This window comes from Peribacillus sp. NPDC055009, from assembly GCF_053608705.1.
This window is the reverse complement of sequence record NZ_JBSGVZ010000008.1, coordinates 98,726-121,397: the sequence shown is the minus strand read 5'-3', so window position 1 is coordinate 121,397 and position 22,672 is coordinate 98,726. Positions and strand designations below refer to the sequence as shown.

The following is a 22,672-nucleotide window of genomic DNA, read 5'->3' as shown; positions in this document are numbered from 1 at the left end:
TTTATTTGGGGATCATGTGCGACTGGCTTTTTATATTTCCTGTTAACTTTGTCACCTATATTACAAATAACAGGAGGAATCATTCATGAACATTGCAGAAAAAAAGAGAGCAAAGTTTGAAAGGAAAACAGAAAAATACGAGGTGAAAGTCCACCCTCAATCCAGCCGTTTATATCATATTGAAATTTCAAAAGAGGCGATTGCCGCTTTTTTAGAAAACGTATCGAAGGATAATCAGTCTGTTCAGCATTTGGAATACACACCATATGCACGACTCATCATTGCTTCATACCTTCTGGATCAAGTGGGGGAAGACTTTGGTGAATTGCTTCGTAACATCGTTCATGATCGGGAATCCGGCGGCTTCACCCTTGGCTTGGAGGGTGTCACGGAGAATACAGATGAATATGTCATTTTTGCAACGGCTATTTCATACTTGCTCGGAACTCCAAACCATGATGCCATGTCAGGAAAATATTATGCCCGTTTTAGTGTTCAAGACACGGATAGCAGTGATTCATATTTGCGACAGGCCTATCGTTTATTTACACTTCATACGGACGGAACCTTTGTTGATGAACCAACGGACTGGTTACTGATGATGAAGATGATCGAACAAAATGCCCGCGGTGGCGAATCACGCTTATTGCACCTAGACGATTGGAAAGAGCTTGATATGTATGTAAATCATCCATTATCAAGCCAGAAATTCACGTATAAGGCACCGAAAAGCAAGAACATTGATCAGGAAATTGAAAGATTGACATTCTTCAATCATAATAACAAACCTGGTATATGTTTTATCGATCAATTTGTTTATCCTGATTCGATTGAACAAGCCAAATACTTACGCGATTTATCCAATTCATTAGAAAACGATGAAAGTGTACTTGAACTGGAACTGCCAGTTGGAGATTTAGTTGTCGTCAACAATATATTTTGGCTTCACGGCCGCGCTGCATTTGAAAAAGATCCGAACCTGAATCGTGAATTGCTTCGCCAGCGCGGAAGATTCAATCAATAGTTTCATTTTGTAAACCCAATTTTTTTTCATCCCCAAATACCATTTTTAAGATAAATTCTTTTCAACCCAAGGGTTGGAAAGCAATTTATCTTTTTTTTTGAAAAGGTTCATTCTTTTAACTTTATCTCGTCTGAGTAAAACTTTTTAAGTACGGTACCATCAGGCATACTACATTACGTTATTATCATGATGGAGAGATCAAACAACACTTTACAAACGACTAGTATTTTCAATTTCCGTTAAGGAATATACGGATTCAAAAAGATTCATGATGCTCCAATGTTCGGTGCGAAACTGAATTTCTGATATACTGATATGGCCAAAATATATAGAAAGATGGGATAGTACTTTATGGGGATCGCTAATTTTTCTAATTTTACGCAATTTAAAAACTTAATTAATGCTTTACCTGCTGCCTATACAGATGAAATGATACTGAGCGAGCAATTTTTGCTTGAAAGAGATGAAAAGAAGAAGCTCGAAATCTATTACGCACCTTTTGAATATGTAAATGAACGGGCCAAAGTGGTGATTGTCGGAATCACTCCTGGATTACATCAAATGAAAAAATCTTATTCTACAGTAATTAATGCAAAAGGGCACATACATAGTGATGAAGAGATCCTGAACGAAGTAAAAAAGAATTCCAGTTTTGAAGGAACGATGAGAAAAAATTTGATTCAAATGTTAGATGAGCTTGGATTACACACATACTTAAACATATCGTCCGCACTGGATCTTTTTAACAAAGCAAATCACCTCGTTCATACTACCTCTGTTTTAACCTATCCAGTTTTTTATAACGGTAAAAACTACAGTGGAACAACTCCGAACATATTAAAGACCGAGTTGCTTAAAAAAAATATAATGGAGGGATTTGCTGCCGAAATAGGTACGATTGAAAGCCCGCTTATTATTCCTTTAGGCGTTAATGTTTCCAAGGTCTTAAATTATTTAGCAGGTCAGAATTATTTGGATGCTAACGACATGCTTCTAGGATTTCCTCATCCATCTGGAGGAAATGGTCATCGTCATAAGCAATTTGCAGCAAATAAAGAGCAAATGAAAATGATGTTACAGCACTATTTTTCAAAGGGAATGACCGTTGGTTAAATAGGGGGCTGTATGCTCAATAGTAAAATTAACTATTTACTAGTGATATTTTGGAGATTATAATAAGAACAAATGTTCTTTATTATAGGAGGCATTAACATGGATGAACTAGAGGAATTTTTAAAATCACTTACTATTGAAGAGTTAAAAGTTATTTATGAAGAAGTAAGTGAATCAGATATTAATAAATAAATGAAATAAATTGAAATTGAAGATTCTTATTTTTCAAAGAACAGCATGATTTTTTCCGAACGTGGAGTAGGAGGTACTTTATCATGAAAACCATAGCCTAAGAACCAGCGGTAAGCCATATTAATCTTTTACCCAGGGAACTAATACCGAATGTACATTGAATAATTGTAAATTCAACTAAAATACTGGATTAATACTTGGGCGTCCTAACTTTGAATACATATCTTTCACCAAGTCATAAATGAAAGTGAAGTCAATGGAAGCCTCCATTTTACGAACTAAATGGTTCGCCGGCACCAGTCGATCTAAAGTAATCATTTCAAGTTGATCTCGCTGAATAGAATCATGTTTAGAAAGCATCTTCATCACCTCAAGTTTTAATACTTCTATTTTAAAACAAAAATGACCCTAGGCAAAAGTGTTCTATCTAAGAGTTAAAGCAAAGTTGATTGGAACGGAAGGTACGAGACTCCTGCGGGAAAAGCGCGTCTAGGGGAGACCCCGCAGGCGATAGCCGAGGAGGCTCCCCAACCGCCCGCGGAAAGCGAGTGCCTGGAGTGTAAATTAACGTCCAAATTGTATAAGCCATAAAAAATAGACAAACTCGATTTTCCTCGAGTTTGTCTACAGTCTGAATCAAGGACTCATTAAAGGTCCTTGATTTTTCTTATGAAAAGGACCATTTGAAAAAAACTGATCTAGTAATTTTCAGATCAGTCGAAGTTCATACAGCAAGTTAGGTAATTGGAAGCTAAATTTATAGAGCACCTCTGACATCATAATTTTCTATATCGATTTCAATTTTTCTATCAAGTGCGAGATTTGCCAATAGTGAGCCTATATATGGGCCCATTGTTAAACCGGATGCTCCAAGACCATTGGCTACGATTATTCCTTCCCAGTCAGGCAAAGGACCAAAGACCGGAAGGAATCCCGGCGTGAATGGACGAAATCCGACCCTTGCTTCAACAAACGTACTATCTGTCAAACCGGGAGCGGTTTGCAAGGCTTTATCGAAAACCTCCTGGAGTCCTCCTGCGGTCATTCGAGTATCGAAAACTTCCGTATTTTCGTGAGTCGCCCCAGCAACGATTTTATTATTATCGAAAGCCAAAAGATATTGATCACTGGGAGGCATGACTACAGGCCAGTCATTAGTATTGTCATTTGGCGTTTCCAGATGAATGATTTGAGCCTTTTGGAAGGTGACTTGAAAATTCACGCCGAGTGGCTTCAGTAATTGCGGTGCCCAAGCGCCAGCACAAACAATCACTTTATCGGCAGATATGAATTCATCTCCAAGTGTTACACCTGTCACTTGTGCACCGTTATATGTAAGTATGGCCTCACCATACATAAGTTTTGCACCGTTTTTTTGCGATGCCCGCAATAAGGAATCACGTAGTGCTCGTCCATCCACCCGGGCGGCACCACTCACGTGAACGGCTGCATATTCACTGGAAAGAGGCGGAAATAAGGCACGTGTTTCCTCTGCAGAAAGTATTGTGATCGTCCCGATCTCCGGTGCTTCTTCTTTCCGTTTTGCAGCCCGGTTCTTCATGGCATTCAGTTTATCTTCATCGGTATGTAAACTTATAGCTCCGACCTGGGCATACCCAGTCTCGGTTTCCCCGTCCCGTTCAAGTTCTTCAATTAAACCCGGATAAAAAGCCGCACCATTTTTGGCAAGGAGATACCAAGCTTGGTTGCGTCTTTGTGAAATCCAAGGGCAAACGATTCCTGCAGCTGCAGATGTTGCCTGACCGATATCTTGTCGGTCAATAATGATCACTTCAACCCCATTTTTAGCCAACTGATAGGCAGTGGAAGCTCCCAAAATTCCTGCACCAACTACAATGATTTTTTGCATGATTCAACATCTCATTTCTCTCATATGTATAAACGCTTACCACTACTATATCGAAGACACGAAATGATTGCCACAACTGATATTGTAATTTCTTTCACAAAGTTATTTTATCTATAGTGAATATGCTATGATTGATATTGCGAAAGCTTGAAAAGATACTAGGAGGACATATCATGCTAAAAAAACAAATGGAATCATACATATCAAAATCCGTAATCGAAAACAAGGTTGAGTTATTTAAAGAAGAAAAGGATTATGTCGAAAAGCATAAATTAATCGCCGATGATATCATTTTAGTGGAAAAAGAAAATGCATCCCGTTTTACAGATGCTTATATGGAGCGAAGTAATAAAGAGAGCGAAGAGTTAATCTCTGAAGAGAACTCTGAATTTTTATCACAACCGATCGAGTATTTGAAAAATAACAAAGATGAGTTCCTTTACTTTGAATCACAATGGTTCGAATTAATCGGTGTTGAGGCACTTTCTTTAGAAGTCGATGATGTTTTTGGTACGTATAACGCGATGTTCGGATTGAAATTCCAGAAAAAAATGGGAGAGGTTTTAAAAACGTATTTAACTAAGGAACTTCAAGCTGAAATAGGTTCGTTCAGTTTAATGTTTAACCAGGGCGACGGGCTATGGGATGTGAATTTAGCCTTGGATAACATAAAAGGATTCCGAGAAGACATGACATTAGAGGAAGCTTTTAATTTAATCTATCATTTTCTTTTTATCCTTGTTCAAACAATCGAGGAAAATATGTAAAACGAGGTGCCGCCATAAATTTTAATGGCGGTTTTTTTATTTCTTGATTTAACCAATGCCCCTAGGCTTTGCTTCTGGATTTTAATCACTGGCTCTGGATATTGATAACAGGAAATTGAAAAAATTCGTCGAATTGATTAATGATATACATTTATTTAATAAACTTAAATGTTTTGTTTTTAGCAATTTCGATTTTTTGTTTTATGTAAATGAAGTTACATCGGAAGGGGAAGTTATACTTGCTGAATGAACTGAAAGTAACTCAAGTTACCATTCCATTGCCTTTTAGGTTGGATCATGTCCATTGTTTCCTAGCGGAAGGTGAAAAAGGGTGGACAATCATTGATTCGGGATTAAATAACAAAACGACAAGGGATTTATGGAACCCGATTATCGAAAAACACGATATTACCGATATTATAATCACCCATTATCACCCTGATCATTTCGGGTATGCAGGGACATTACAACAATTGACCGGTGCGGATGTTTGGATGACACAAGTGGATGAACATGCGGGAACTACGTATTGGGAAGCGGATTCGCTGAATCTGCTTAAAGAAAATTATAAAGCATGTGGTATGGAAGACGATTTATCCGTGGCCTTATCCAGTGACGAAAGCGGATTCCTGCCACAAGTAAAACCCTATCCTACCGTAAATCATCATCTTGAAGAAGGAATGAAACTGCACTTTGGCAAATATGAGTATGAAGTGATTTTCACGCCGGGGCATTCTGATGGCCTGATATCCTTATACAATAAGGAAAAAAGTGTCCTTTTTTCGACAGATCATATATTGCCCAGGATATCTCCAAATATTTCTTATTGGTTTAAAGGTTTCAGCAACCCATTGGAAGAGTTTTTTAATTCTTTGAAAAAAATACAAAAGCTGGACGTTGAATATGTCATCCCTTCACATGGGAAACCGTTTCAAAATGCCAATAAAAGAATTTTTGAATTGTTGGAACACCATCAGGACCGTTTGCATATTATTCATGAAAACATGAAAGAGCCGATTTCAGTAAATAGTGCTTGCCAGATCTTATTTAGAAATCTTTCCATTCACGAGACCAGGTTTGCAGTTGGTGAAACATTGGCACACCTAGAATACCTTCTTTTAAATGACCAATGCAGAAAGTTTAAAAGTGATGGCAAATGGTATTATCAATCCATTTGATATTTTAGATGACAAAGTATCGAAACTGATTTTAGCTCATGTCATCTAAAACTGCTTAAATTGCTGCAGCTAATGTTTATTATCGCCATGGGGAGCTAATGGGGAAGGGAAAAGTGGAGATATTCCCATTACATGCCTGATACATTTTTGCAGCCTATAATGGCTTCATTCAATTGTTTTCAAGAAAAATCCACCGCCCATCAACATGAGCGGTGGATTTTTCATTGCCTGACACCTATTTGTCCCTTAACTTCATTCATAATATCTTCAAGGGATGTGACAATTCCTTTATCGTCCTTATAGCTAATGTGCTTAGGTTGAAAATGGATAGGCGAATCTAAACCAGCAGCGGCTGAGATTCGAAATAGTCCTTTTCTAAGGGTTACAAGAAAGTTAACAACGCGGTATTTCTTTTCATCGATGACAAGCGCTTTTTGCAATTCCGGATCAGTGGTGGCTACTCCGACAGGACAAGCATTGGAATGGCATTTCATCGTCTGTATACATCCTATCGCAATCATGAAACCTCGAGCTATGTTTACAAGGTCTGCTCCCATGGCTAGGGCTATCGCAATTCTATCAGGCGTGAACAATTTACCGGAGGCGATGATTTTAACGCGATTGCGTACACCGTATTTTTCCAATGTCGATACTAAAATCGGCAAAGCGGATTTTATCGGCAAGCCTACGCTATCGATCAATTCCTGATAAGATGCACCCGTGCCGCCTTCACCGCCATCCAATGAAATGAAATCCGGACCTTTTCCGGTTTCTTTCATGTAGCTAGCAAGCTCTTCAACACTGTCAGTGCCGCCGATGACCATTTTGATGCCGACCGGGATTCCTGTATGTTCCCTGATTTTTTCGATAAAATCGCACATGGATTTTACGTCATGGTATTGATGAAACCGATTCGGACTATCAATTGCTTTATACGGAATGACCTTACGGATTTCAGCGATTTCCGGATTCACTTTTTCAGCATCGATATGCCCTCCGCGAGTTTTGGCACCTTGAGCCAATTTGATTTCAAAAGCTTTGATTTGGGGTATTTCACTTTTTCTTTTTAACTCATCCCAATCCATTTCGCCGTTACTATCACGAACTCCAAACATGGCTGGACCGATTTGCATGATTATATCGACACCGCCGATTAGATGATAAGGAGACAGTCCGCCTTCACCTGTATTCATCCAGGTGCCTTTTGCTGCAGCCAAACCCTCAGAAAGTGCAGTGATTGCGTTCTTACCCAAAGAGCCATAACTCATGGCGGACATGCCGATAAGACCTTTTAGTCGAAAGGGATTCTTAGTGTTTGGGCCGATGATCACGGCGTCCTCATCATCCAATAAGAATGCAGAGGATATTTCATCTTCCCATTTTTCTTCTCGTTGTGAGAAAAGCGGGTCTTTCAATAGAATGTATCTTTTCGTCGTCACTTTAGTTTCACGATCATATTTTTCTTCTTCGGCCAATTTTGGAAACATGCTATTTTTAACAAAGAAGCCTTCTTCATCAAAATCCCGTTTTGAGCCAAAACCTATGACATCCCGTAAATATTTTGAACTTTTTACCATATGTTCATAGTCATCGCGGGAAAATGGTTTTCCTTCGTTATCACTGTTAAACCAATATTGCCGCATCTCAGGTCCGATTTTTTCCAGAAAGTATCGTATTCTCCCAAGGACCGGGTAATTCCTTAAAATTGCATGATGCTTCTGCATGCGATCAAAGAAAATCATATAAAGTAATAGTAAGACCAAAACGATGATAATGATGAAAACTACGGTAAATCCAAGGATAATTAAAAGATTTGCGATGCCACTCATTCAATCCCTCCTGATATGCAAAAAAAATCATGTATTTTTAATCTACTCGGTAATTCGATCAATTATACAGAATTCCAACGCAAGGTTTTTATAGGGATGGAACGAAAATAATTTAAATAGGCAATATTGTTCTCACAATTTCTTTCAACTTCTCCTTTTCGATTGGCTTACCCAAATGGCTAACTGTAAAGTTATGGCATCATGCAGCACCTGTGGATTATATCCGGTAATGTCCTTGATTTTTTTTAATCGGTATATAAGGGAATTACGATGGATATACATTCTTTTTGCACATTCCCCAATATTTAAGTTACTAAGAAAAAATTGTTGCAGAGTCTCAATCAACTTTTCGGATAAGCTGCCTAAAATTCTTTTCTGAAATTGCTGTTTGGTCCGCTCATCTATCCTTTCCAACAGTGCTTTTGTTTCCACATCAGTATATCTAGTTAAAGCTTGATCGGCTTCACCTAGTAAAAGTGCCGCTTCAGCTTCGCGGAAAGAGTGGACGATGTATGATTCCTTATCCACAATAGAGCCCAAACCGATTCGTATAACGAAGCCTTTTGCTTTAAATTTTTTGATGGCTGAATCCAGGCATTTGTCAATGTTATTTCCGCTAAGCGCCGTAGTGAGAATGAAAACCCGATTCACATTCAGGAACCCAACAAGGGCTTGATGGGAACCAAAAACAGTTTCAGTCATTTGAATCAGCTCATTCTTATTTAACGGATTTAATTTCATTTCCATTACCCCCACTTGATAGGGAGGTTCTAATTTCATTCCAATCAGTTCAAGTCTCTGATCAATCGAATGCTGATTGATATCTTCCTTTAATAAGTCTTCAAATACCAATTCTTTCAAGTGTTGTTTCCATTCGAGTTGTTCCGCCATAAAAGCTTGATGAAGCATCATTTCCGTTATCATTTTCACCAATTCGCCGAATTCCAAAAGTTCAGTCGGATCTCCGGTGATCCCGATGACTCCTATAATTACATTTTGAAAATTAATAGGCAAATTAATTCCAGGAAGGACACCTACCCATTGATGACGATCAGTTTCGGGAATGATTAACGGCTTTCCCGTTTTCAGTACTTCCATTGCTCCTAAATGCAATTGGTCGATGCGTTCATGATTTCCGGAAGCGATGATGATTCCTTTATCATCCATAATATTAATATTTCTGTTAAGTCTATTGGTGGTTTGTTTGACAATTTCCATTGCAATTTCTTGGGTCAGCATTCAAGTCATCCTTCTAGAGTTTTTTTATTTGCTAACAGAATGGTGATCATATTTCATGCAAACAAGCTATGATTTTTCATGTAAAGGGGGATTGTCGATAGTTTAAACCTTTAGCTATCTTATACTTTAGGAAAATGGGAAAATAACAGAAAACTTTCCAGAAAGATCATTTTTTATATATAGTATAGCCAAAAAAATCCAATATGTCATACTAATTTTCGTTTAGAATGAACGATGATTAAAATATTTCTGAAGATTATAATTAAATTGATATAAAAATATATTCAAAGGGGAACTGAGCATGAAAATTGTTATTGCACCAGATTCCTATAAAGGAAGTTTATCAGCAACAGAAGCTTCAAAAGCTATTGAGCGAGGAGTCAGGAAGGCACTGCCGGATGCGGAGACAGAATTGGTTCCTGCGGCGGATGGCGGGGAAGGTACGCTGGATAGTCTTGTTGCAGCTACAAAAGGACGAAAAGTTGAAGTGACCGTTAAAGGACCTTTACTTGAAGATGTTCAGGCAGCATATGCAATCCTGGGCGATCAAAAAACTTGTGTGATTGAAATGGCTAATGCATCTGGTCTTTGCCTTGTCAATCCAGCTGAGTTGAACCCATTGATCACTACTTCATACGGGACAGGGGAGCTTATTCAAAAAGCATTGAATGATGGCTGTCGAAAGTTCATTTTAGCGATTGGTGGAAGCGCTACCAACGATGGCGGTGTCGGTATGCTCCAGGCTTTGGGAATGAAGGTGTTTGATGAAGAAGGTAAAACTCTGGGATACGGAGGTGCCGAATTATCACGGATATCAGACATTAATACAGAGGATTTTGATTCCAGAGTAGCGGATTCCGAATTTTTGATTGCCTCGGATGTCCAAAATCCGTTAGTCGGTCCAGATGGGGCATCAAGGGTATTCGGACCTCAAAAAGGGGCGACTCCTGACATGGTTGAAATGCTTGATAAAGCTTTATCATCATGGGCTGATTTGGTGGAAATCAAAACAGGCATACACTTGCATGATAAAGCAGGTGCTGGTGCTGCAGGAGGAATTGGAGGTGCATTTCAAGCCTTTTTCCGTGCAGAAACAAAAAGGGGCATAGATATTGTCATGGAGTATACGAAACTGGGTGAAAAATTGTTCGGTGCCGATTGTGTCTTTACCGGTGAGGGCCAAATCGATTACCAGACTGCTTCAGGCAAAACACCCATGGGAGTAGCACAAGAAGCCAAAAAGCATGGTATTCCCGTATTTGTTTTGGCTGGATCGATCGGAACAGGTATTGAAGTTTTATATGACCACGGAATAACGAGTGTTCATAGTTTGGTGAACGCTCCCATGCCATTAAAGGAAGCTATGGAAAGAGGAGCTGAATTGTTGGAATTTTCAGCCGAACAAGTAATGCGGGCTTTTTTGGCAGCGATCAAAAATAGGGGGTAATTTTTTATGTTATTTATTGTTTTGGCCATCGGCGTGTTCTTAATTGTTTTTGCTACAACTAAATTCAAGCTGCATCCGTTCTTATCGCTTCTATTGGGTACTTTATTTGTTGGTTTTGCTTCCGGAATGCCTCTGGATCAGATCGTTGAGAATATCAACGGCGGTTTTGGCGGATTGATGACGAGCATTGGACTTGTAATCGTTTTCGGTACAATAATCGGAACCATTTTGGAAAAGGCCGGGGCCGCATTGCGAATGGCCGAAGTCGTATTGAGGATTGTCGGTCCTAAAAGACCGCAGCTTGCCATGAGTATGATTGGCTTTATCGTATCCATACCCGTTTTTTGTGATTCAGGTTTCGTTATTTTATCGAGCTTAAGAAAAGCATTGGCAAGACGCGCAAAAGTGGCGGTTGCTTCCATGTCAGTTGCGCTTGCAACTGGTTTGTATGCGACACATACACTTGTACCCCCAACTCCGGGGCCAATTGCGGCAGCCGGGAATATCGGAGCGGACGGATACTTGGGGACCGTCATTTTGATAGGTCTTATTACCGCCATTCCAGCTGCACTTGCTGGTTATATATGGTCAATGAAAGTAGCGACCAAGATAGAAGTTGAAGATGACCGAAGTGACCTGGATTACGATTATGATGAAATTGTCCGTTCATTCGGCAAGATGCCTTCTGCCTTACAATCATTTTTACCGATCGTTTTACCGATTGTCCTGATTGGAGCCAGTTCTGTATTAACGCTATTTGGGACGGAAGGGGGGATTGCCGCATTTTTCGTATTCTTGGGCCAGCCGGTCATCGCATTGCTCGTCGGAGTAATTTCCGCTTTGACATTGCTGCCTAAGTATGATGAAGAAACATTAACAAACTGGATAGGAGCCGCCTTATTGGATGCTGCGCCAATTTTATTGATTACCGGGGCGGGCGGAGCATTTGGTACCGTCATTAAAAATACGGGGATTGCAGACATCATCCAAAGTTGGGATATGGGCAGCATCTTTAGTGGTTCCTTGTTCCTGTTGGTCCCGTTCCTAATTGCTGCTGGGCTGAAAACGGCCCAGGGTTCTTCGACAGCATCACTGGTCATCACTTCATCTTTGATTGCACCCATGCTTCCAACGTTGGGTATTGAAGGGGCTGTTCCTCTTGCATTGGTAGTCATGGCTGTTGGAGCAGGTGCGATGACAGTAAGCCATGTAAATGATAGCTTCTTCTGGGTGGTCACCCAATTTAGCGGGATGAAAGTGACGGATGCCTATAAAGCTCAAACAATGGCAACCTTAATACAAGGAGTGGTCACGATTATCACGACGATGATATTGTGGGTCATTCTTGTGTAATATTAATATTTGCAAAAAGGAGAGGCGTGAAACGCTTCTCTTTTTTATGCTTTAAATTAAATATATTTTAATTTTTATGGTGTTGTAAGAACTAAAATAGTGTATGATGCATAGTATAAGGTATGGTGTACGTCACATAGTATAGGGAAGAGGTGATTGGATGAGCACTTTACTGAATTCATTAACTACTGAGCTGCGCAGAGGCACTTTGACGTTAGCTGTTCTGAGTCAGCTCAAAACCCCTCAGTATGGGTACTCGCTTGTCCAGCGTTTAGAGAAGTCGGGAATTACCATTGATCAAAGTACTTTATATCCTTTACTTCGACGCCTGGAAAAACAAGAATTGGTGACCAGCAGCTGGGATACTTCTGAAAGTAGACCGCGCAAGTACTATTCTTTAAGTGATTATGGGGGAGAAATCTTCACTCAGTTAAAGGAAGAATGGGAAAAAACTTCTCAAGAGCTTTATATATTATTAAAAGGAGAGGGAGAAGATGGAGCTGATTGAACTTTATATTCAGGAAGTGACCCGCAGGCTGCCTGAAAAAAACCGGGAGGATATTGGGCTTGAACTTCAATCTACAATCGCAGATATGCTTCCGGAGGATCCCACGGAGCAAGACGTGAAAGCTGTTCTATTAAAATTAGGAGATCCGGTTACACTGGCAAGTGGTTATCGCGATCGGCCGATGCATCTGATTGGACCGCGTTATTATGATTTTTATATCAGTCTGTTGAAAATGATTTTACCAATTGCTGCAGTCATTTCACTGATTGGATTAGTAGGGGATAACCCGTTTCGGGAAATGGGTGATAATACGGTTATGGATGCGGTTTTCACCATAATCGGGAAAGCGATATCAGGTATCATCAGTACAGGTATCCAAGTGTTTTTCTGGCTGACGCTCTCATTTGTCATTTTAGAACGCATGGATACTTCAAAAGATCAGTCCCCTTTAACCAAAGACTTGAAACCATGGACACCGGAAAACCTAAAAGATATACCGAACATTTCAAAGCAAAAAGCGATTTCCATGATCGAGATATTTGCAAGTTTGTTAGGTCTTTCTGTATTCGCGGCCCTTTATTTCAATGCAGCAAACCTGTTAGGCGTCTATGAAAAAAGAAATGACAGTCTCATTTTCGTGACACCTTCTTTTAATCAAGAGGTATTGAATACCTATTGGCTGCCGGTATCTTGCGTCGTTATCATTGGGGTTCTCTTGACAATTTATAAATTATTTTTAAGACAATGGACCCTGAAATTAGCTTTATTCCATGCTATATACCAGCTGTTGTCCACTCTGATTTTCATCATCATCATCAGTAATCCTAATTTATTGAACCCCGAATTCATTGCATACCAAAAAACACTATTTTCAATCGATGATTGGAAAACCTCGATTTACTGGGGTCTCATACTCATCACAATCTTTTTTGCCGCCTATGATTCCTATCAAGGCTTTCGAAAGGCAAAAATCCGTTAAGGCACAGCAACCTAGCTGTGTTTTTTTGTTTTTAAAGTTCCATGATGTGAAAAGATTTCTCAAGATAAAAGGGAAAACAGAAAAACACCTCATATGGAATAGGCATATGAGGCGTTACATTTAAATCAACTATTTATTGAACTGCATCGAACTGATTGACTTTCCAAGTGGATCCGGATTTATAAAAGGTAACCGTTCTTTTTACTGACTCACCGTCGACTGTAGGTACAGTTAAGTTGTAGGACCTAACGTTCAGTTTTTGATAAACCAATTTAATTTTTGCTTTTCTCCACTCCAACATGCTGAAGCCGTCTCCGATTGGACGGGCTAATTTCCCTTTATGGGTAATGTAATTATATTTGGTCAGACCCTTTTCAACTGCATTATTAGTAAATGTCTCTGCTAAGTAGGTAGTCAATTTATCTTTTGTATTAAACTCTTGGCAAAGGTATGAATACTCTGTCCCTTTATAATTGAAAGTTTTTTGTGAACATGAACGGGTTTTATATCCATGTAAAGCATTCCAAAAATGTTTGCTGGCATTATCGGCTATCTTTAATGCATTTGCATCAGACAAATTCTGTGATGTCGTTTTTGCGGTAACCTGACCACTTAGAGTGAAAAATAAAATAATGGATAATAGCATACCTAAAAATTTTTTCATAATTAATCTCCCCAATCCCTAATAGGATACTTATGTAACGAAAGTTTAATAAATATTACAATTGTTACATTTATATTACAACATGATTGGCGCAAGTAAAAGAGAAATCTTGTTAATTTTTAAATATAATTTTAGTTTTCCATTAAATATACATAGTTTGTTCATTTTATTCTTTTTGAAAACGGCGTTTTAAATAGAAGGTCACTGCTGTTACATACTTCATATTCCACGAACTGGCCTATTTAAAACCCAGAAGTTCATTCTTTTTCAATAACGGGACAAGTTGATTCATTATATTTTCATTAATATCAAGTTATGTACAAAGAATTCGAATTTCCCGGGAAGCGCCTAAAAAAAATAAAATATAAAGGTTTGACAAACTTTCTAATCCTACCGTATTATAAATTATATACTTGAATACATTCTCCAAAGGGGAGTAGCTTTTACAACAACGTCGTCATTACGGGGCTCTTTGCTCTCGGTGTTGTTGGCAGCATATTGTTGTTAGCCAGACCTTACCTATTGGTAAAGGTCTATTTTCTTTTAGTAAACCTTTACCAAAATGGTAAAGGTTTTTTTGTAGTCCAGATCAGGCTGCCCTTACGGAAATGTATAAACATGAGGGTTTAGTAGAAAAACAAATAAATATAAATGGAGTGTATTAGTTGATACTGAGAAAATCTTTGTTACTTTTAGGAATAGGTTCTGCACAAATAGATTTAATCCTTCCGAAAAATACGTATAAATCTGGTGAATGCATAAATGGGTATTTCTTGATTAAGGGTGGTACCCTTGCGCAAAGAATAAGGAGGATTGAATGTGATTTGATCATGGATACTCATTCTACCGGATTGGAAGAGATCCTTAAAACGAGCACCATTTTGTCTTCAAGGGAGATAAATTCAGGGGAAAGCAATGAAATTCCTTTTAACTTTTGTCTTCCTATATTGAAGGAGCCTTATAAACGAGGGGTTTCCTACCGTCTTAAAACAAGACTTATCCTTGATAAAGGGATAATAGGCAAGGATGATGACTGGATTTTAATTGATTCTGAATAAAAGTGAAATTGGAGTTGGGAACATGAATGTCTTGAAATTTACAGAGCGGGCTATGGATTATTTGCAAGAATTTTTGTTATTGAGGCTTTTTATATTGGCTTTACTTTTATTGGCCGTTTATTATATTTTGAATAAAATGGTTGAATGGTTCTTTAAAAGATCTAATTTTTTTGTGGAAGAAGTTGAAAGAACGATACAGGGAGTTACCCGGTCTGCTCTTAGATACGGCATAGCAGGACTTTTCCTCATTTATCTGATTGGACAGTTTATAGACATAAAGGGAATCATGGCTGGAGCTGGAATTGTAGGGGTCGTTATCGGATTTGCGGCTCAGCAAATGCTTAAGGATATCTTATTGGGATTTGTAAGGCTTTCAGATAATGAATTCCGGGTGGGGAATTTCGTTACATTCAATGGGACAAGTTCAGGGACAATTGAAGAAATAGGTATCCGGTTCATGCAGATCAGGGAATGGTCAGGAAAATTGCTGACAATCCCTCACAGTGAAATCAGGACAATTCAAAATTTTAATAAAGGGAGAATGCGAATCATTGAGCGTATCACTGTAAGCTACCAAGAAAGTCCAGAAAAGGTAAAACGGCTGTTGGAGGATATATGCCTTATCTGTAATGAGAAGTATGGTAAGACCCTTCTAAGGCTAGAGGATGGTACACCTGAAGAGGATTTTAGATACATCGGCATTACGGATTTAAATCCGAATCTTAAATATGTTGGATATGAACTATGCATTGTGGGACTTGTGAAACCTGATGATTACTTTGAAACATCAAGGAGTGTGAGGTTTGAAATGATGACTGCTCTTCATGAGCATAAAATTCTAATGCCATCTTCCCATTTACTTGTACAGGGAAGTCCTAAACAAGAACATATATTGGAGAATTAAAAGAAGAAACACAATTGCCTGAGGTATTCCGGGACTTATCATGAACTAATGATGGTGAGTGTAAGAAAGGACCGAAATTAGTGATAGTACCCGGGAACTTAAGGATATTAAACGCCTTCTTATAAAGAAAGTATTCGAACGTTGATTGGACCGTATAGCATTCGCTTTCCGCGGGCGGTCCGCCCTTTGCGCCTGTGAGGTCTCCTTTGGACCGCTTTTCCCACAGTAGTCTCGAACTCCCGATCAATAAACTGGAACTTTTTTAAATGAAAAATCTGAAGGCAATCTTGCTTTTTTCGAGTTGTCTCCAATCTGTGGCTTTCTTTTAAAGGGAGCCTTTTTTTATGAGGGGAATTGCACAAACTTTTCTGAAAAATGTTTTTGTTTATAAATTTCACCTTGATTTATCAGATTAAATAGATTATTATCAAATTAGCATAAAATGGAAGGGTGACCTTTAAACAATGATCATTTAATCCTATTCTTTAAGAGAAAAAATGCGTGCTAAATACGAACTTTTTTTCTGGATAGGATTAGTCTGTACTAAAATACAAACAAAGATCATTGTGTTCCGTCCAATAGGGATCTTTTAGTTTGTAATTTTGTATTGTACTGCCTCCTGTCCAGAAATCTCACAGGAGGTTTTTATATGGAAAAAAACACATCCGTAACATTAAGTAATAAGGAACCTAACATTTTTAAAAATCGTGTATTCCGGGCCATTATCTTTTCTGGCCTGTTTTTACAAATAGGGATATGGGTACGGAATTTTGCAGTTTTGTTATTCGTCATGGAAAAGACAAACGGGGATGCTTTTGCCATTTCCATGATATCAGTAGCGGAATTTGCTCCCATCTTTATTTTTTCATTCATTGGAGGGACGTTTGCGGACCGCTGGAGTCCGAAAAAAACGATGGTTTGGTGTGATATATTAAGTGCAATATCTGTATTTGCTGTGCTAATCTCGCTTATCTTTGGCAGTTGGAAAATGGTATTCTTCGCAACTTTGATTTCGGCGATACTTTCTCAATTTTCTCAGCCATCAGGCATGAAGCTATTTAAGATGCATTTGCCTGAAAGTCAAATTCAGACAGGGATGTCCGTTTATCAGACCGTCTTCGCAGTATTTATGGTTTTAGGTCCGATTCTCGGTACATTTGCCTTCCAATCATTCGGGATAAACATCTCGATTGCGATTACTGGCCTGGCGTTTTTACTTTCAGCTGGAGCACTCGCCTTTCTTCCAAAAGATCGAAAACTGAATGAAGAGACAGCAAAAACAACGTTATGGCAGGAAATGAAAAGCGGAGTGAGCTATGTGTTGCGAAAAAAAGAACTAAGTTTGCTTGGATTATGTTTTCTGGCAGCCGGGCTTGGACTGGGCTTCATTCAGCCACTTTCTATATTTCTCGTTACCGAACAACTGGAACTTCCTAAGGAAAATTTGCAATGGTTATTTATGGTGAATGGGTTTGGTATGATTTTAGGCGGAGCTGGGGTGATGATTTTTGCCAAAAAAGTGGCACCTCAGAGATTATTAGCATTCGGAATGCTTGTGAATGCCATTGGATTAGCGGTAATGGGACTTTCGACAAATCTTTGGATTACACTTACTGCCGAGTTCTTTAATGGACTAATGCTGCCTTGTATCCAAATCGGCATCAATACATTGATATTGCAGAGGACCGAAGGCGAGTTCATCGGAAGGGTCAATGGAATTTTAAGCCCATTATTCACTGGATCGATGGTTTTGACCATGAGTGCGGCAGGCGTGCTGAAAGAGCAATTTTCACTCGTCGCCATATTTGAAACCGCCGCTTTCTTTTTTATTATAGGAATGTTTTTCATTTTGCCATTGTACAATCAAAAGGCCGAATCCAAACCACTGGAAATCCAATCGTAAGTATCCTGCGGTGTGCCCACACCTCTATACAGCAATAGCCAAGAAAAGCAGCCTTATCGGCTGCTTTTCTTTTTACTGTTCAACTAACAAATTCTGGTTTAACAATTATTTTTAGAGTACTGGTAAATACTAAAAATGGCATGTTGGAACTTATGCATTTCATTTTCAAAAAAAGTTAGGTGAATAGCTTAAATGAAAAAGGAGAAAAGTTAATGATCCTTAAAGACATATTGAAAGATGCGATCAACTGGGATTTGCCGAAGGACGTTGAACATATATCCATCGCAGGTGTAACCGATAACTCTAAAGAAATAAAAAAGGGATACCTTTTTGTTGCCGTAACCGGATATAAGTCAGATGGCCATAATTACATTAAAGATGCAATTCGTTTAGGGGCATCAGCTGTGATTGGTGATCGCGATATTAAGGGTTTGGAAATTCCTTATTTACGAGTGGAGAACAGCCGTAAAGCATTAGGGCTAATCGCCAAAAGGTTTTATGGAGATCCAAGCAAGCAAAAAATAATGATAGGAATTACAGGTACCAATGGAAAAACCACAACGAGTTATATGCTTCAGCAAATATTGAAAGAAAATGGGGTAACCTGTTCCGTCATTGGTACGATACAGCATATTATCAATGGAAACAAAGTCGATTCCCATAATACGACTCCTGGTAGCATGGAGTTGAATTCCTTACTGGCTGCAAGTGGGGACATGGTTGTCATAATGGAAGTGTCTTCACATGGATTAGCTCAATACCGTTTAGAAGGAATTGAATTTGATTTCTGTGTCTTCACGAATTTGTATCATGACCATCTCGACTTCCACGGTACGATGGAGGATTATTTCCTGGCAAAATTACTTCTATTTGCAAAATTGAAACCTAATGGTCTTGCGATCATCAATGGGGATGATTTCTGGGGAGAAAGACTACAAGAATACTTACGGGAAAAGAACGTCAGTGCCTTTGTCTTTGGAAAATCCAATCGCTTCGATTTAACAATCACCAATTATAATACTGCAACAAATCCCTTTATTTTATTGAATGAGAATCATGACTTTGTGAAAATTGAGTTACCTTTACCTGGACTTCATAATTTATATAACGCAACTGCCGCCTATTCCGTAGCGAAGATGTTTCCAATTTCAAAAAAGGAAATTCTCACATCATTGAAACAATTTTCCGGTGTGCCTGGAAGGTTTGAAATGTATAAGAAAGAATATGGACCGACAATCGTCATCGATTATGCACATACTGCAGATGCCATACATCACATGCTTCAAACTGCCAAAGAATGCGGGGCCAAAAAAATTTATCATATCTTTGGTTTCCGAGGTGGACGAGATACAACCAAAAGGGCTGAAATGGTTAAAGTATCATCGGAACATAGTGATGTTTCCATTTTGACGATGGATGATCTGAATTCGGAGGGAATGGAGGGGATGGAATCGTCACTAAATAAACTGAAAAGCGATTACTCTGCTGGAAATGGGAAGGTTATTCCTGATAGAACACTTGCTATACAGGAGGCGATACAAGCTGGAAAGGAAGGGGATTGGATTATAATTACAGGTAAAGGAATTGAGAGGTATGAACAAAATTTTGGACTGCCTACTATTTCTGACAAAGAAACGGTATTATATCTGCAAAATAAAGACGAAGGGGATTTTATCGGTTATTTTGATCAATAGTTTGATTGTAACGAATGCTATTATAAAGGGCTAATACGACGTCCATTCCCTTAGTCAGCCATAGGTTATTAATATGGTGATAATTAACATTGTAACATATGAGGAATTCAAGTATTATAACAATACAAGCTGCACTGTTCGTAATGATAATAAAGTTTTAACCTTTAAGCTGTAATAGGGAGTTTTATATTGAAACAGGAATGTTATGCCTCGTCACTGACTTGGACAACAGGATTATTTCTGCAAACACCCACTTTGAGGAGTGGTGGTTTAAAACTTTCTTACTGAATACGGCAATGGCGGCTTATATCTTTAAATGTTGAAGCCGGTCTCGGTCTGAGGCCGGTTTTTTGCTGTTTTCAAATACCGTACAATAAGAATTGTCTTGATTTATTTTCACAGCCCTTTACAAATTCAGTGTAGGGTGATTTGGAATATTACATTTTCTAAAGACATTACTCTTGTTTTGTATATCGGTTGGCATAACTTGAAGCGACGAAAGCATTGGGTTTGATTTTCGGTTCCACGCCCATGGATTCCATCCTGGCTACCATTTCTTTTACAAACTCACTGGTTTTGTTCCGCTTTCCAATCCCGATATCAATATGCCCCTCCATCGTGAACGTTGCCCCTTGGTATACAGCAGGCAGGACAATATCGATTAATTGGTTTTTTCTTTCTTCTGTGAACAGTGACACGATCTCCTCCGTTAAAGACAATTCTTGGGAAATACGTTCATGTAAATGCAGCATCCTTCTAGGAATCATCACTTTTCTTATACAACCCCATACACCTTTTCCGACCTGCCGTATCACGATGCCCGTAATGAAAACAGTATGTTTTTTATGTACTTGCGAATCTGTACCGACCATTAATCGATAGTTACCGGAAGGGTTCAATTTCATGAACTCAACAATATGAACGAATACCTCTTCAAATGACATGTCTTTTTTCTGAAGATTTTGAAATGGGATGTTATGAAATGGATATTGCTTCATATTATTGCACCCAACCTTTCCCCGGATATAATCAGATTATTAAATCTCATGCCGCTCATAACACATCATATGAAAAAGTTCCTTATTTCGTGCTGTGTGAAGAACCCGCCTTCTAATGAAGATTCAATCATCATTTAAAGCTAATCTCGCTGAATAGATATCACCCCTAGTTTTATTTCTTCTATTTTAAACAAAAAAGACTGTAGGCAAAAGGAGTTCTATCATAATAGTTATAACAAAGTTGATTGGAGCGTGTGTTCGAGACCCCTGCGGGGAAAATGTGGTGTGCCTGGAGTGGAAATTAACGGACAAATATTAAAACTGTAAACAAACTCAATTAAATAGTCGTGTTTATCTACAGTCTGGAAGAGAAGCTTAAGCATTAGGCTTCTCTTTTTTTGTATGGAGAAAATTGAAAAGTTATTGGAGGTATCTTTGGTATATCTCCTGCAATAACTGAAAAGTTAAACAAGCTTGGGACTACACGTCACCTAAGTAAACCACATTATCATTCGATTTATATAGGAAAAACGAAATGAAATTATTAAATTTTAACCAATAACGACTTCAAAGTATTCACATTTTATAACTTACAAAAAAAGTGTGTAATGTTTTCTGACATAAACAAAGAAATCTTGCTTTTATAAGAGTAAAATAAACGAATATTCAATTAATAAAGTATTGGAGAGATGAAAAGTGAAAATATCTGAATTGAAAAAAAGCGGTCATGCTCCGTCATTATTAGCTTCATTCCTTTATTTTGATATCAGTTTTATGATTTGGGTATTATTAGGTGCACTTGGTGTCTATATTACAAGGGATTTCGGGCTTTCCCCAGCTGAAAAAGGCTTGATTGTGGCTATTCCGATTTTGGGAGGCTCGTTTTTTCGAATCGTCCTAGGTTTTTTGACTGATCGCATCGGCCCGCGGAAAACAGCGATCGGCGGGATGCTTGTTACGATGATTCCGCTTTTTTGGGGTTGGTTATTCGGAGAAAGTTTAGCCGAGCTTTATATAATTGGGATTTTGCTCGGAGTGGCAGGTGCAAGTTTTGCTGCAGCACTTCCAATGGCCAGCCGCTGGTACCCCCCGCATTTGCAGGGTCTAGCTATGGGCATTGCGGGAGCCGGTAACAGCGGAACTCTTTTTGCGACATTGTTTGGACCGCGTATTGCAGAGTCTCTTGGCTGGCATAATGTTATGGGATTAGCTTTGATTCCTTTAACCATCGTGTTTGTCATTTATATTTTAATCGCAAAAGACGCACCATCTCAACCGCCTGCAAAACCGCTCAAGGAATATTTCAATGTATTTAAAATAAGGGATACGTGGTATTTCTGTATTCTTTACAGTGTGACTTTTGGGGGCTTTGTCGGGTTTACCAGCTTTTTAAGCATCTTTTTTGTTGATGAGTATGGGCTAACACGAATTAGGGCTGGGGAATTTGTTACATTATGTGTCATCGCTGGAAGCTTCTTTCGTCCCGTCGGAGGATATATTGCCGATAAAATAGGTGGAGTTAAGCTGCTTATGTTTTTATTTATTGGACTCACATTATGTATGTTTGGGATTAGTTTTCTTTATTCCCTTACTGTCGTTACGATTCTGTTGTTCATCGGAATGCTATTTCTCGGTATGGGCAACGGGGCTGTCTTTCAGTTAGTTCCACAGCGATTTTCAAAAGAAATTGGTTTTATCACAGGAATTGTAGGAGCTGCCGGAGGTGTTGGCGGATTCTTGGTTCCAAACATACTAGGAACGTTAAAACAGATTACTGGCACATATGCTACAGGATTTTTAGTATTTTCCGCAGTTGGAATCGCGGCGTTGCTTATCCTGGGTCTAGCTCAGCTTTCATGGAAAAAAACGTGGGTACTCGGAAAGAATTCAGTTAAGATTTAGAACTTTGTTTACTAATTATATCGGCTTGTTTCAGTACTATTTGGGGGGAT

18 protein-coding genes, 1 other RNA gene and 1 pseudogene are annotated in these 22,672 nt (G+C 38.7%); 14 read left to right on the top strand and 6 right to left on the bottom strand.

What is annotated here, in order from left to right; all coding sequences use genetic code 11:
- The first annotated feature begins 85 nt into the window (after nt 1–85).
- On the top strand, nt 86–1,024 hold the full coding sequence (glaH, locus tag ACWF5P_RS14210; RefSeq protein ID WP_434166968.1) for a glutarate dioxygenase GlaH: 939 nt from the start codon (nt 86–88) through the stop codon (nt 1,022–1,024).
- Nucleotides 1,025–1,375: 351 nt separating this feature from the next.
- Nucleotides 1,376–2,137, top strand: a complete 762-nt coding sequence (locus tag ACWF5P_RS14205) for a uracil-DNA glycosylase family protein (protein ID WP_434166967.1) — start codon at nt 1,376–1,378, stop codon at nt 2,135–2,137.
- 237 nt (nt 2,138–2,374) lie between these two features.
- Here ACWF5P_RS14205 and ACWF5P_RS14200 read toward each other — a convergent pair.
- Together ACWF5P_RS14200 and ACWF5P_RS14195 are read right to left on the bottom strand one after the other, a co-directional pair.
- Nucleotides 2,375–2,689 (bottom strand): annotated as a pseudogene (locus tag ACWF5P_RS14200) (transposase); the annotation flags it as partial.
- A gap of 397 nt (nt 2,690–3,086) precedes the next feature.
- Nucleotides 3,087–4,199, bottom strand: a complete 1,113-nt coding sequence (locus ACWF5P_RS14195) for an FAD-dependent oxidoreductase (protein WP_434166966.1) — start codon at nt 4,197–4,199, stop codon at nt 3,087–3,089.
- Between the two features lie 173 nt (nt 4,200–4,372).
- On the opposite strand from ACWF5P_RS14195, the gene ACWF5P_RS14190 reads away from it, so the two are divergent.
- Together ACWF5P_RS14190 and ACWF5P_RS14185 are read left to right on the top strand one after the other, a co-directional pair.
- Nucleotides 4,373–4,966: a branched-chain amino acid aminotransferase gene (locus ACWF5P_RS14190; protein ID WP_434166965.1), complete on the top strand. Its 594-nt coding sequence runs from the start codon at nt 4,373–4,375 to the stop codon at nt 4,964–4,966.
- A 239-nt stretch (nt 4,967–5,205) separates the two neighbouring features.
- Complete coding sequence (locus ACWF5P_RS14185) at nt 5,206–6,144, top strand: MBL fold metallo-hydrolase (protein WP_452444984.1); 939 nt, start codon at nt 5,206–5,208, stop codon at nt 6,142–6,144.
- A gap of 221 nt (nt 6,145–6,365) precedes the next feature.
- On the opposite strand, the gene ACWF5P_RS14180 is transcribed toward ACWF5P_RS14185, so the two are convergent.
- Nucleotides 6,366–7,973 carry an FMN-binding glutamate synthase family protein gene (locus ACWF5P_RS14180; protein ID WP_101222205.1) on the bottom strand — a complete coding sequence of 536 codons (1,608 nt, stop codon included), beginning with the start codon at nt 7,971–7,973 and terminating at the stop codon, nt 6,366–6,368.
- 144 nt (nt 7,974–8,117) lie between these two features.
- Complete coding sequence (locus ACWF5P_RS14175; protein ID WP_434166963.1) at nt 8,118–9,212, bottom strand: sugar diacid recognition domain-containing protein; 1,095 nt, start codon at nt 9,210–9,212, stop codon at nt 8,118–8,120.
- Between the two features lie 301 nt (nt 9,213–9,513).
- Between ACWF5P_RS14175 and ACWF5P_RS14170 the strand changes: the two genes are divergently transcribed.
- The 4 genes from ACWF5P_RS14170 (at nt 9,514) to ACWF5P_RS14155 (ending at nt 13,499) form a co-directional block, all read left to right on the top strand.
- Nucleotides 9,514–10,659: a glycerate kinase gene (locus tag ACWF5P_RS14170; RefSeq protein ID WP_434166962.1), complete on the top strand. Its 1,146-nt coding sequence runs from the start codon at nt 9,514–9,516 to the stop codon at nt 10,657–10,659.
- A gap of 6 nt (nt 10,660–10,665) precedes the next feature.
- On the top strand, nt 10,666–12,012 hold the full coding sequence (locus ACWF5P_RS14165) for a GntP family permease (protein ID WP_101222202.1): 1,347 nt from the start codon (nt 10,666–10,668) through the stop codon (nt 12,010–12,012).
- Between the two features lie 160 nt (nt 12,013–12,172).
- Nucleotides 12,173–12,520, top strand: coding sequence for a PadR family transcriptional regulator (locus tag ACWF5P_RS14160; RefSeq protein ID WP_034306796.1), 348 nt, complete (start codon nt 12,173–12,175; stop codon nt 12,518–12,520).
- Nucleotides 12,507–13,499 (top strand): HAAS signaling domain-containing protein, encoded by a 993-nt coding sequence (locus ACWF5P_RS14155; RefSeq protein WP_434166961.1) that lies wholly within the window; start codon nt 12,507–12,509, stop codon nt 13,497–13,499. Before ACWF5P_RS14160 ends, ACWF5P_RS14155 begins: the two co-directional genes overlap by 14 nt.
- A 133-nt stretch (nt 13,500–13,632) precedes the next feature.
- On the opposite strand, the gene ACWF5P_RS14150 is transcribed toward ACWF5P_RS14155, so the two are convergent.
- Complete coding sequence (locus ACWF5P_RS14150) at nt 13,633–14,163, bottom strand: IseA DL-endopeptidase inhibitor family protein (protein WP_230175935.1); 531 nt, start codon at nt 14,161–14,163, stop codon at nt 13,633–13,635.
- 665 nt (nt 14,164–14,828) lie between these two features.
- On the opposite strand from ACWF5P_RS14150, the gene ACWF5P_RS14145 reads away from it, so the two are divergent.
- The 5 genes from ACWF5P_RS14145 to ssrS all read left to right on the top strand — a co-directional run bounded on the left by ACWF5P_RS14145 (nt 14,829) and on the right by ssrS (nt 20,032).
- Nucleotides 14,829–15,221, top strand: coding sequence for a sporulation protein (locus tag ACWF5P_RS14145; protein ID WP_230175936.1), 393 nt, complete (start codon nt 14,829–14,831; stop codon nt 15,219–15,221).
- A 22-nt stretch (nt 15,222–15,243) separates the two neighbouring features.
- Entirely contained in the window at nt 15,244–16,125 is an 882-nt protein-coding gene (locus tag ACWF5P_RS14140; RefSeq protein ID WP_452444983.1) for a mechanosensitive ion channel family protein, read from the top strand.
- A 649-nt stretch (nt 16,126–16,774) separates the two neighbouring features.
- On the top strand, nt 16,775–18,028 hold the full coding sequence (locus ACWF5P_RS14135; RefSeq protein WP_101222199.1) for an MFS transporter: 1,254 nt from the start codon (nt 16,775–16,777) through the stop codon (nt 18,026–18,028).
- Nucleotides 18,029–18,240: 212 nt separating this feature from the next.
- Nucleotides 18,241–19,722 carry a UDP-N-acetylmuramoyl-L-alanyl-D-glutamate--2,6-diaminopimelate ligase gene (locus tag ACWF5P_RS14130; RefSeq protein ID WP_434166959.1) on the top strand — a complete coding sequence of 494 codons (1,482 nt, stop codon included), beginning with the start codon at nt 18,241–18,243 and terminating at the stop codon, nt 19,720–19,722.
- A gap of 123 nt (nt 19,723–19,845) precedes the next feature.
- Nucleotides 19,846–20,032: non-coding RNA, 6S RNA (ssrS, locus tag ACWF5P_RS14125), on the top strand.
- 145 nt (nt 20,033–20,177) lie between these two features.
- Here the strand turns inward: ssrS and ACWF5P_RS14120 are convergent.
- Entirely contained in the window at nt 20,178–20,720 is a 543-nt protein-coding gene (locus ACWF5P_RS14120) for a ribonuclease H-like YkuK family protein (protein WP_230175939.1), read from the bottom strand.
- 696 nt (nt 20,721–21,416) lie between these two features.
- On the opposite strand from ACWF5P_RS14120, the gene ACWF5P_RS14115 reads away from it, so the two are divergent.
- Nucleotides 21,417–22,622, top strand: a complete 1,206-nt coding sequence (locus tag ACWF5P_RS14115; RefSeq protein WP_101222197.1) for a nitrate/nitrite transporter — start codon at nt 21,417–21,419, stop codon at nt 22,620–22,622.
- The last annotated feature ends 50 nt before the right edge of the window (nt 22,623–22,672 follow it).

What these genes read in the sequence shown, in the direction of transcription:
- glaH (WP_434166968.1), top strand. Translation starts at nt 86, where the DNA reads ATGAACATTGCAGAAAAAAAGAGAGCAAAGTTTGAAAGGAAAACAGAA.
- ACWF5P_RS14205 (WP_434166967.1), top strand. Translation starts at nt 1,376, where the DNA reads ATGGGGATCGCTAATTTTTCTAATTTTACGCAATTTAAAAACTTAATT.
- ACWF5P_RS14195 (WP_434166966.1), bottom strand. Translation starts at nt 4,199, where the DNA reads ATGCAAAAAATCATTGTAGTTGGTGCAGGAATTTTGGGAGCTTCCACT.
- ACWF5P_RS14190 (WP_434166965.1), top strand. Translation starts at nt 4,373, where the DNA reads ATGCTAAAAAAACAAATGGAATCATACATATCAAAATCCGTAATCGAA.
- ACWF5P_RS14180 (WP_101222205.1), bottom strand. Translation starts at nt 7,973, where the DNA reads ATGAGTGGCATCGCAAATCTTTTAATTATCCTTGGATTTACCGTAGTT.
- ACWF5P_RS14175 (WP_434166963.1), bottom strand. Translation starts at nt 9,212, where the DNA reads ATGCTGACCCAAGAAATTGCAATGGAAATTGTCAAACAAACCACCAAT.
- ACWF5P_RS14170 (WP_434166962.1), top strand. Translation starts at nt 9,514, where the DNA reads ATGAAAATTGTTATTGCACCAGATTCCTATAAAGGAAGTTTATCAGCA.
- ACWF5P_RS14165 (WP_101222202.1), top strand. Translation starts at nt 10,666, where the DNA reads ATGTTATTTATTGTTTTGGCCATCGGCGTGTTCTTAATTGTTTTTGCT.
- ACWF5P_RS14160 (WP_034306796.1), top strand. Translation starts at nt 12,173, where the DNA reads ATGAGCACTTTACTGAATTCATTAACTACTGAGCTGCGCAGAGGCACT.
- ACWF5P_RS14155 (WP_434166961.1), top strand. Translation starts at nt 12,507, where the DNA reads ATGGAGCTGATTGAACTTTATATTCAGGAAGTGACCCGCAGGCTGCCT.
- ACWF5P_RS14150 (WP_230175935.1), bottom strand. Translation starts at nt 14,163, where the DNA reads ATGAAAAAATTTTTAGGTATGCTATTATCCATTATTTTATTTTTCACT.
- ACWF5P_RS14140 (WP_452444983.1), top strand. Translation starts at nt 15,244, where the DNA reads ATGAATGTCTTGAAATTTACAGAGCGGGCTATGGATTATTTGCAAGAA.
- ACWF5P_RS14135 (WP_101222199.1), top strand. Translation starts at nt 16,775, where the DNA reads ATGGAAAAAAACACATCCGTAACATTAAGTAATAAGGAACCTAACATT.
- ACWF5P_RS14130 (WP_434166959.1), top strand. Translation starts at nt 18,241, where the DNA reads ATGATCCTTAAAGACATATTGAAAGATGCGATCAACTGGGATTTGCCG.
- ACWF5P_RS14120 (WP_230175939.1), bottom strand. Translation starts at nt 20,720, where the DNA reads ATGAAGCAATATCCATTTCATAACATCCCATTTCAAAATCTTCAGAAA.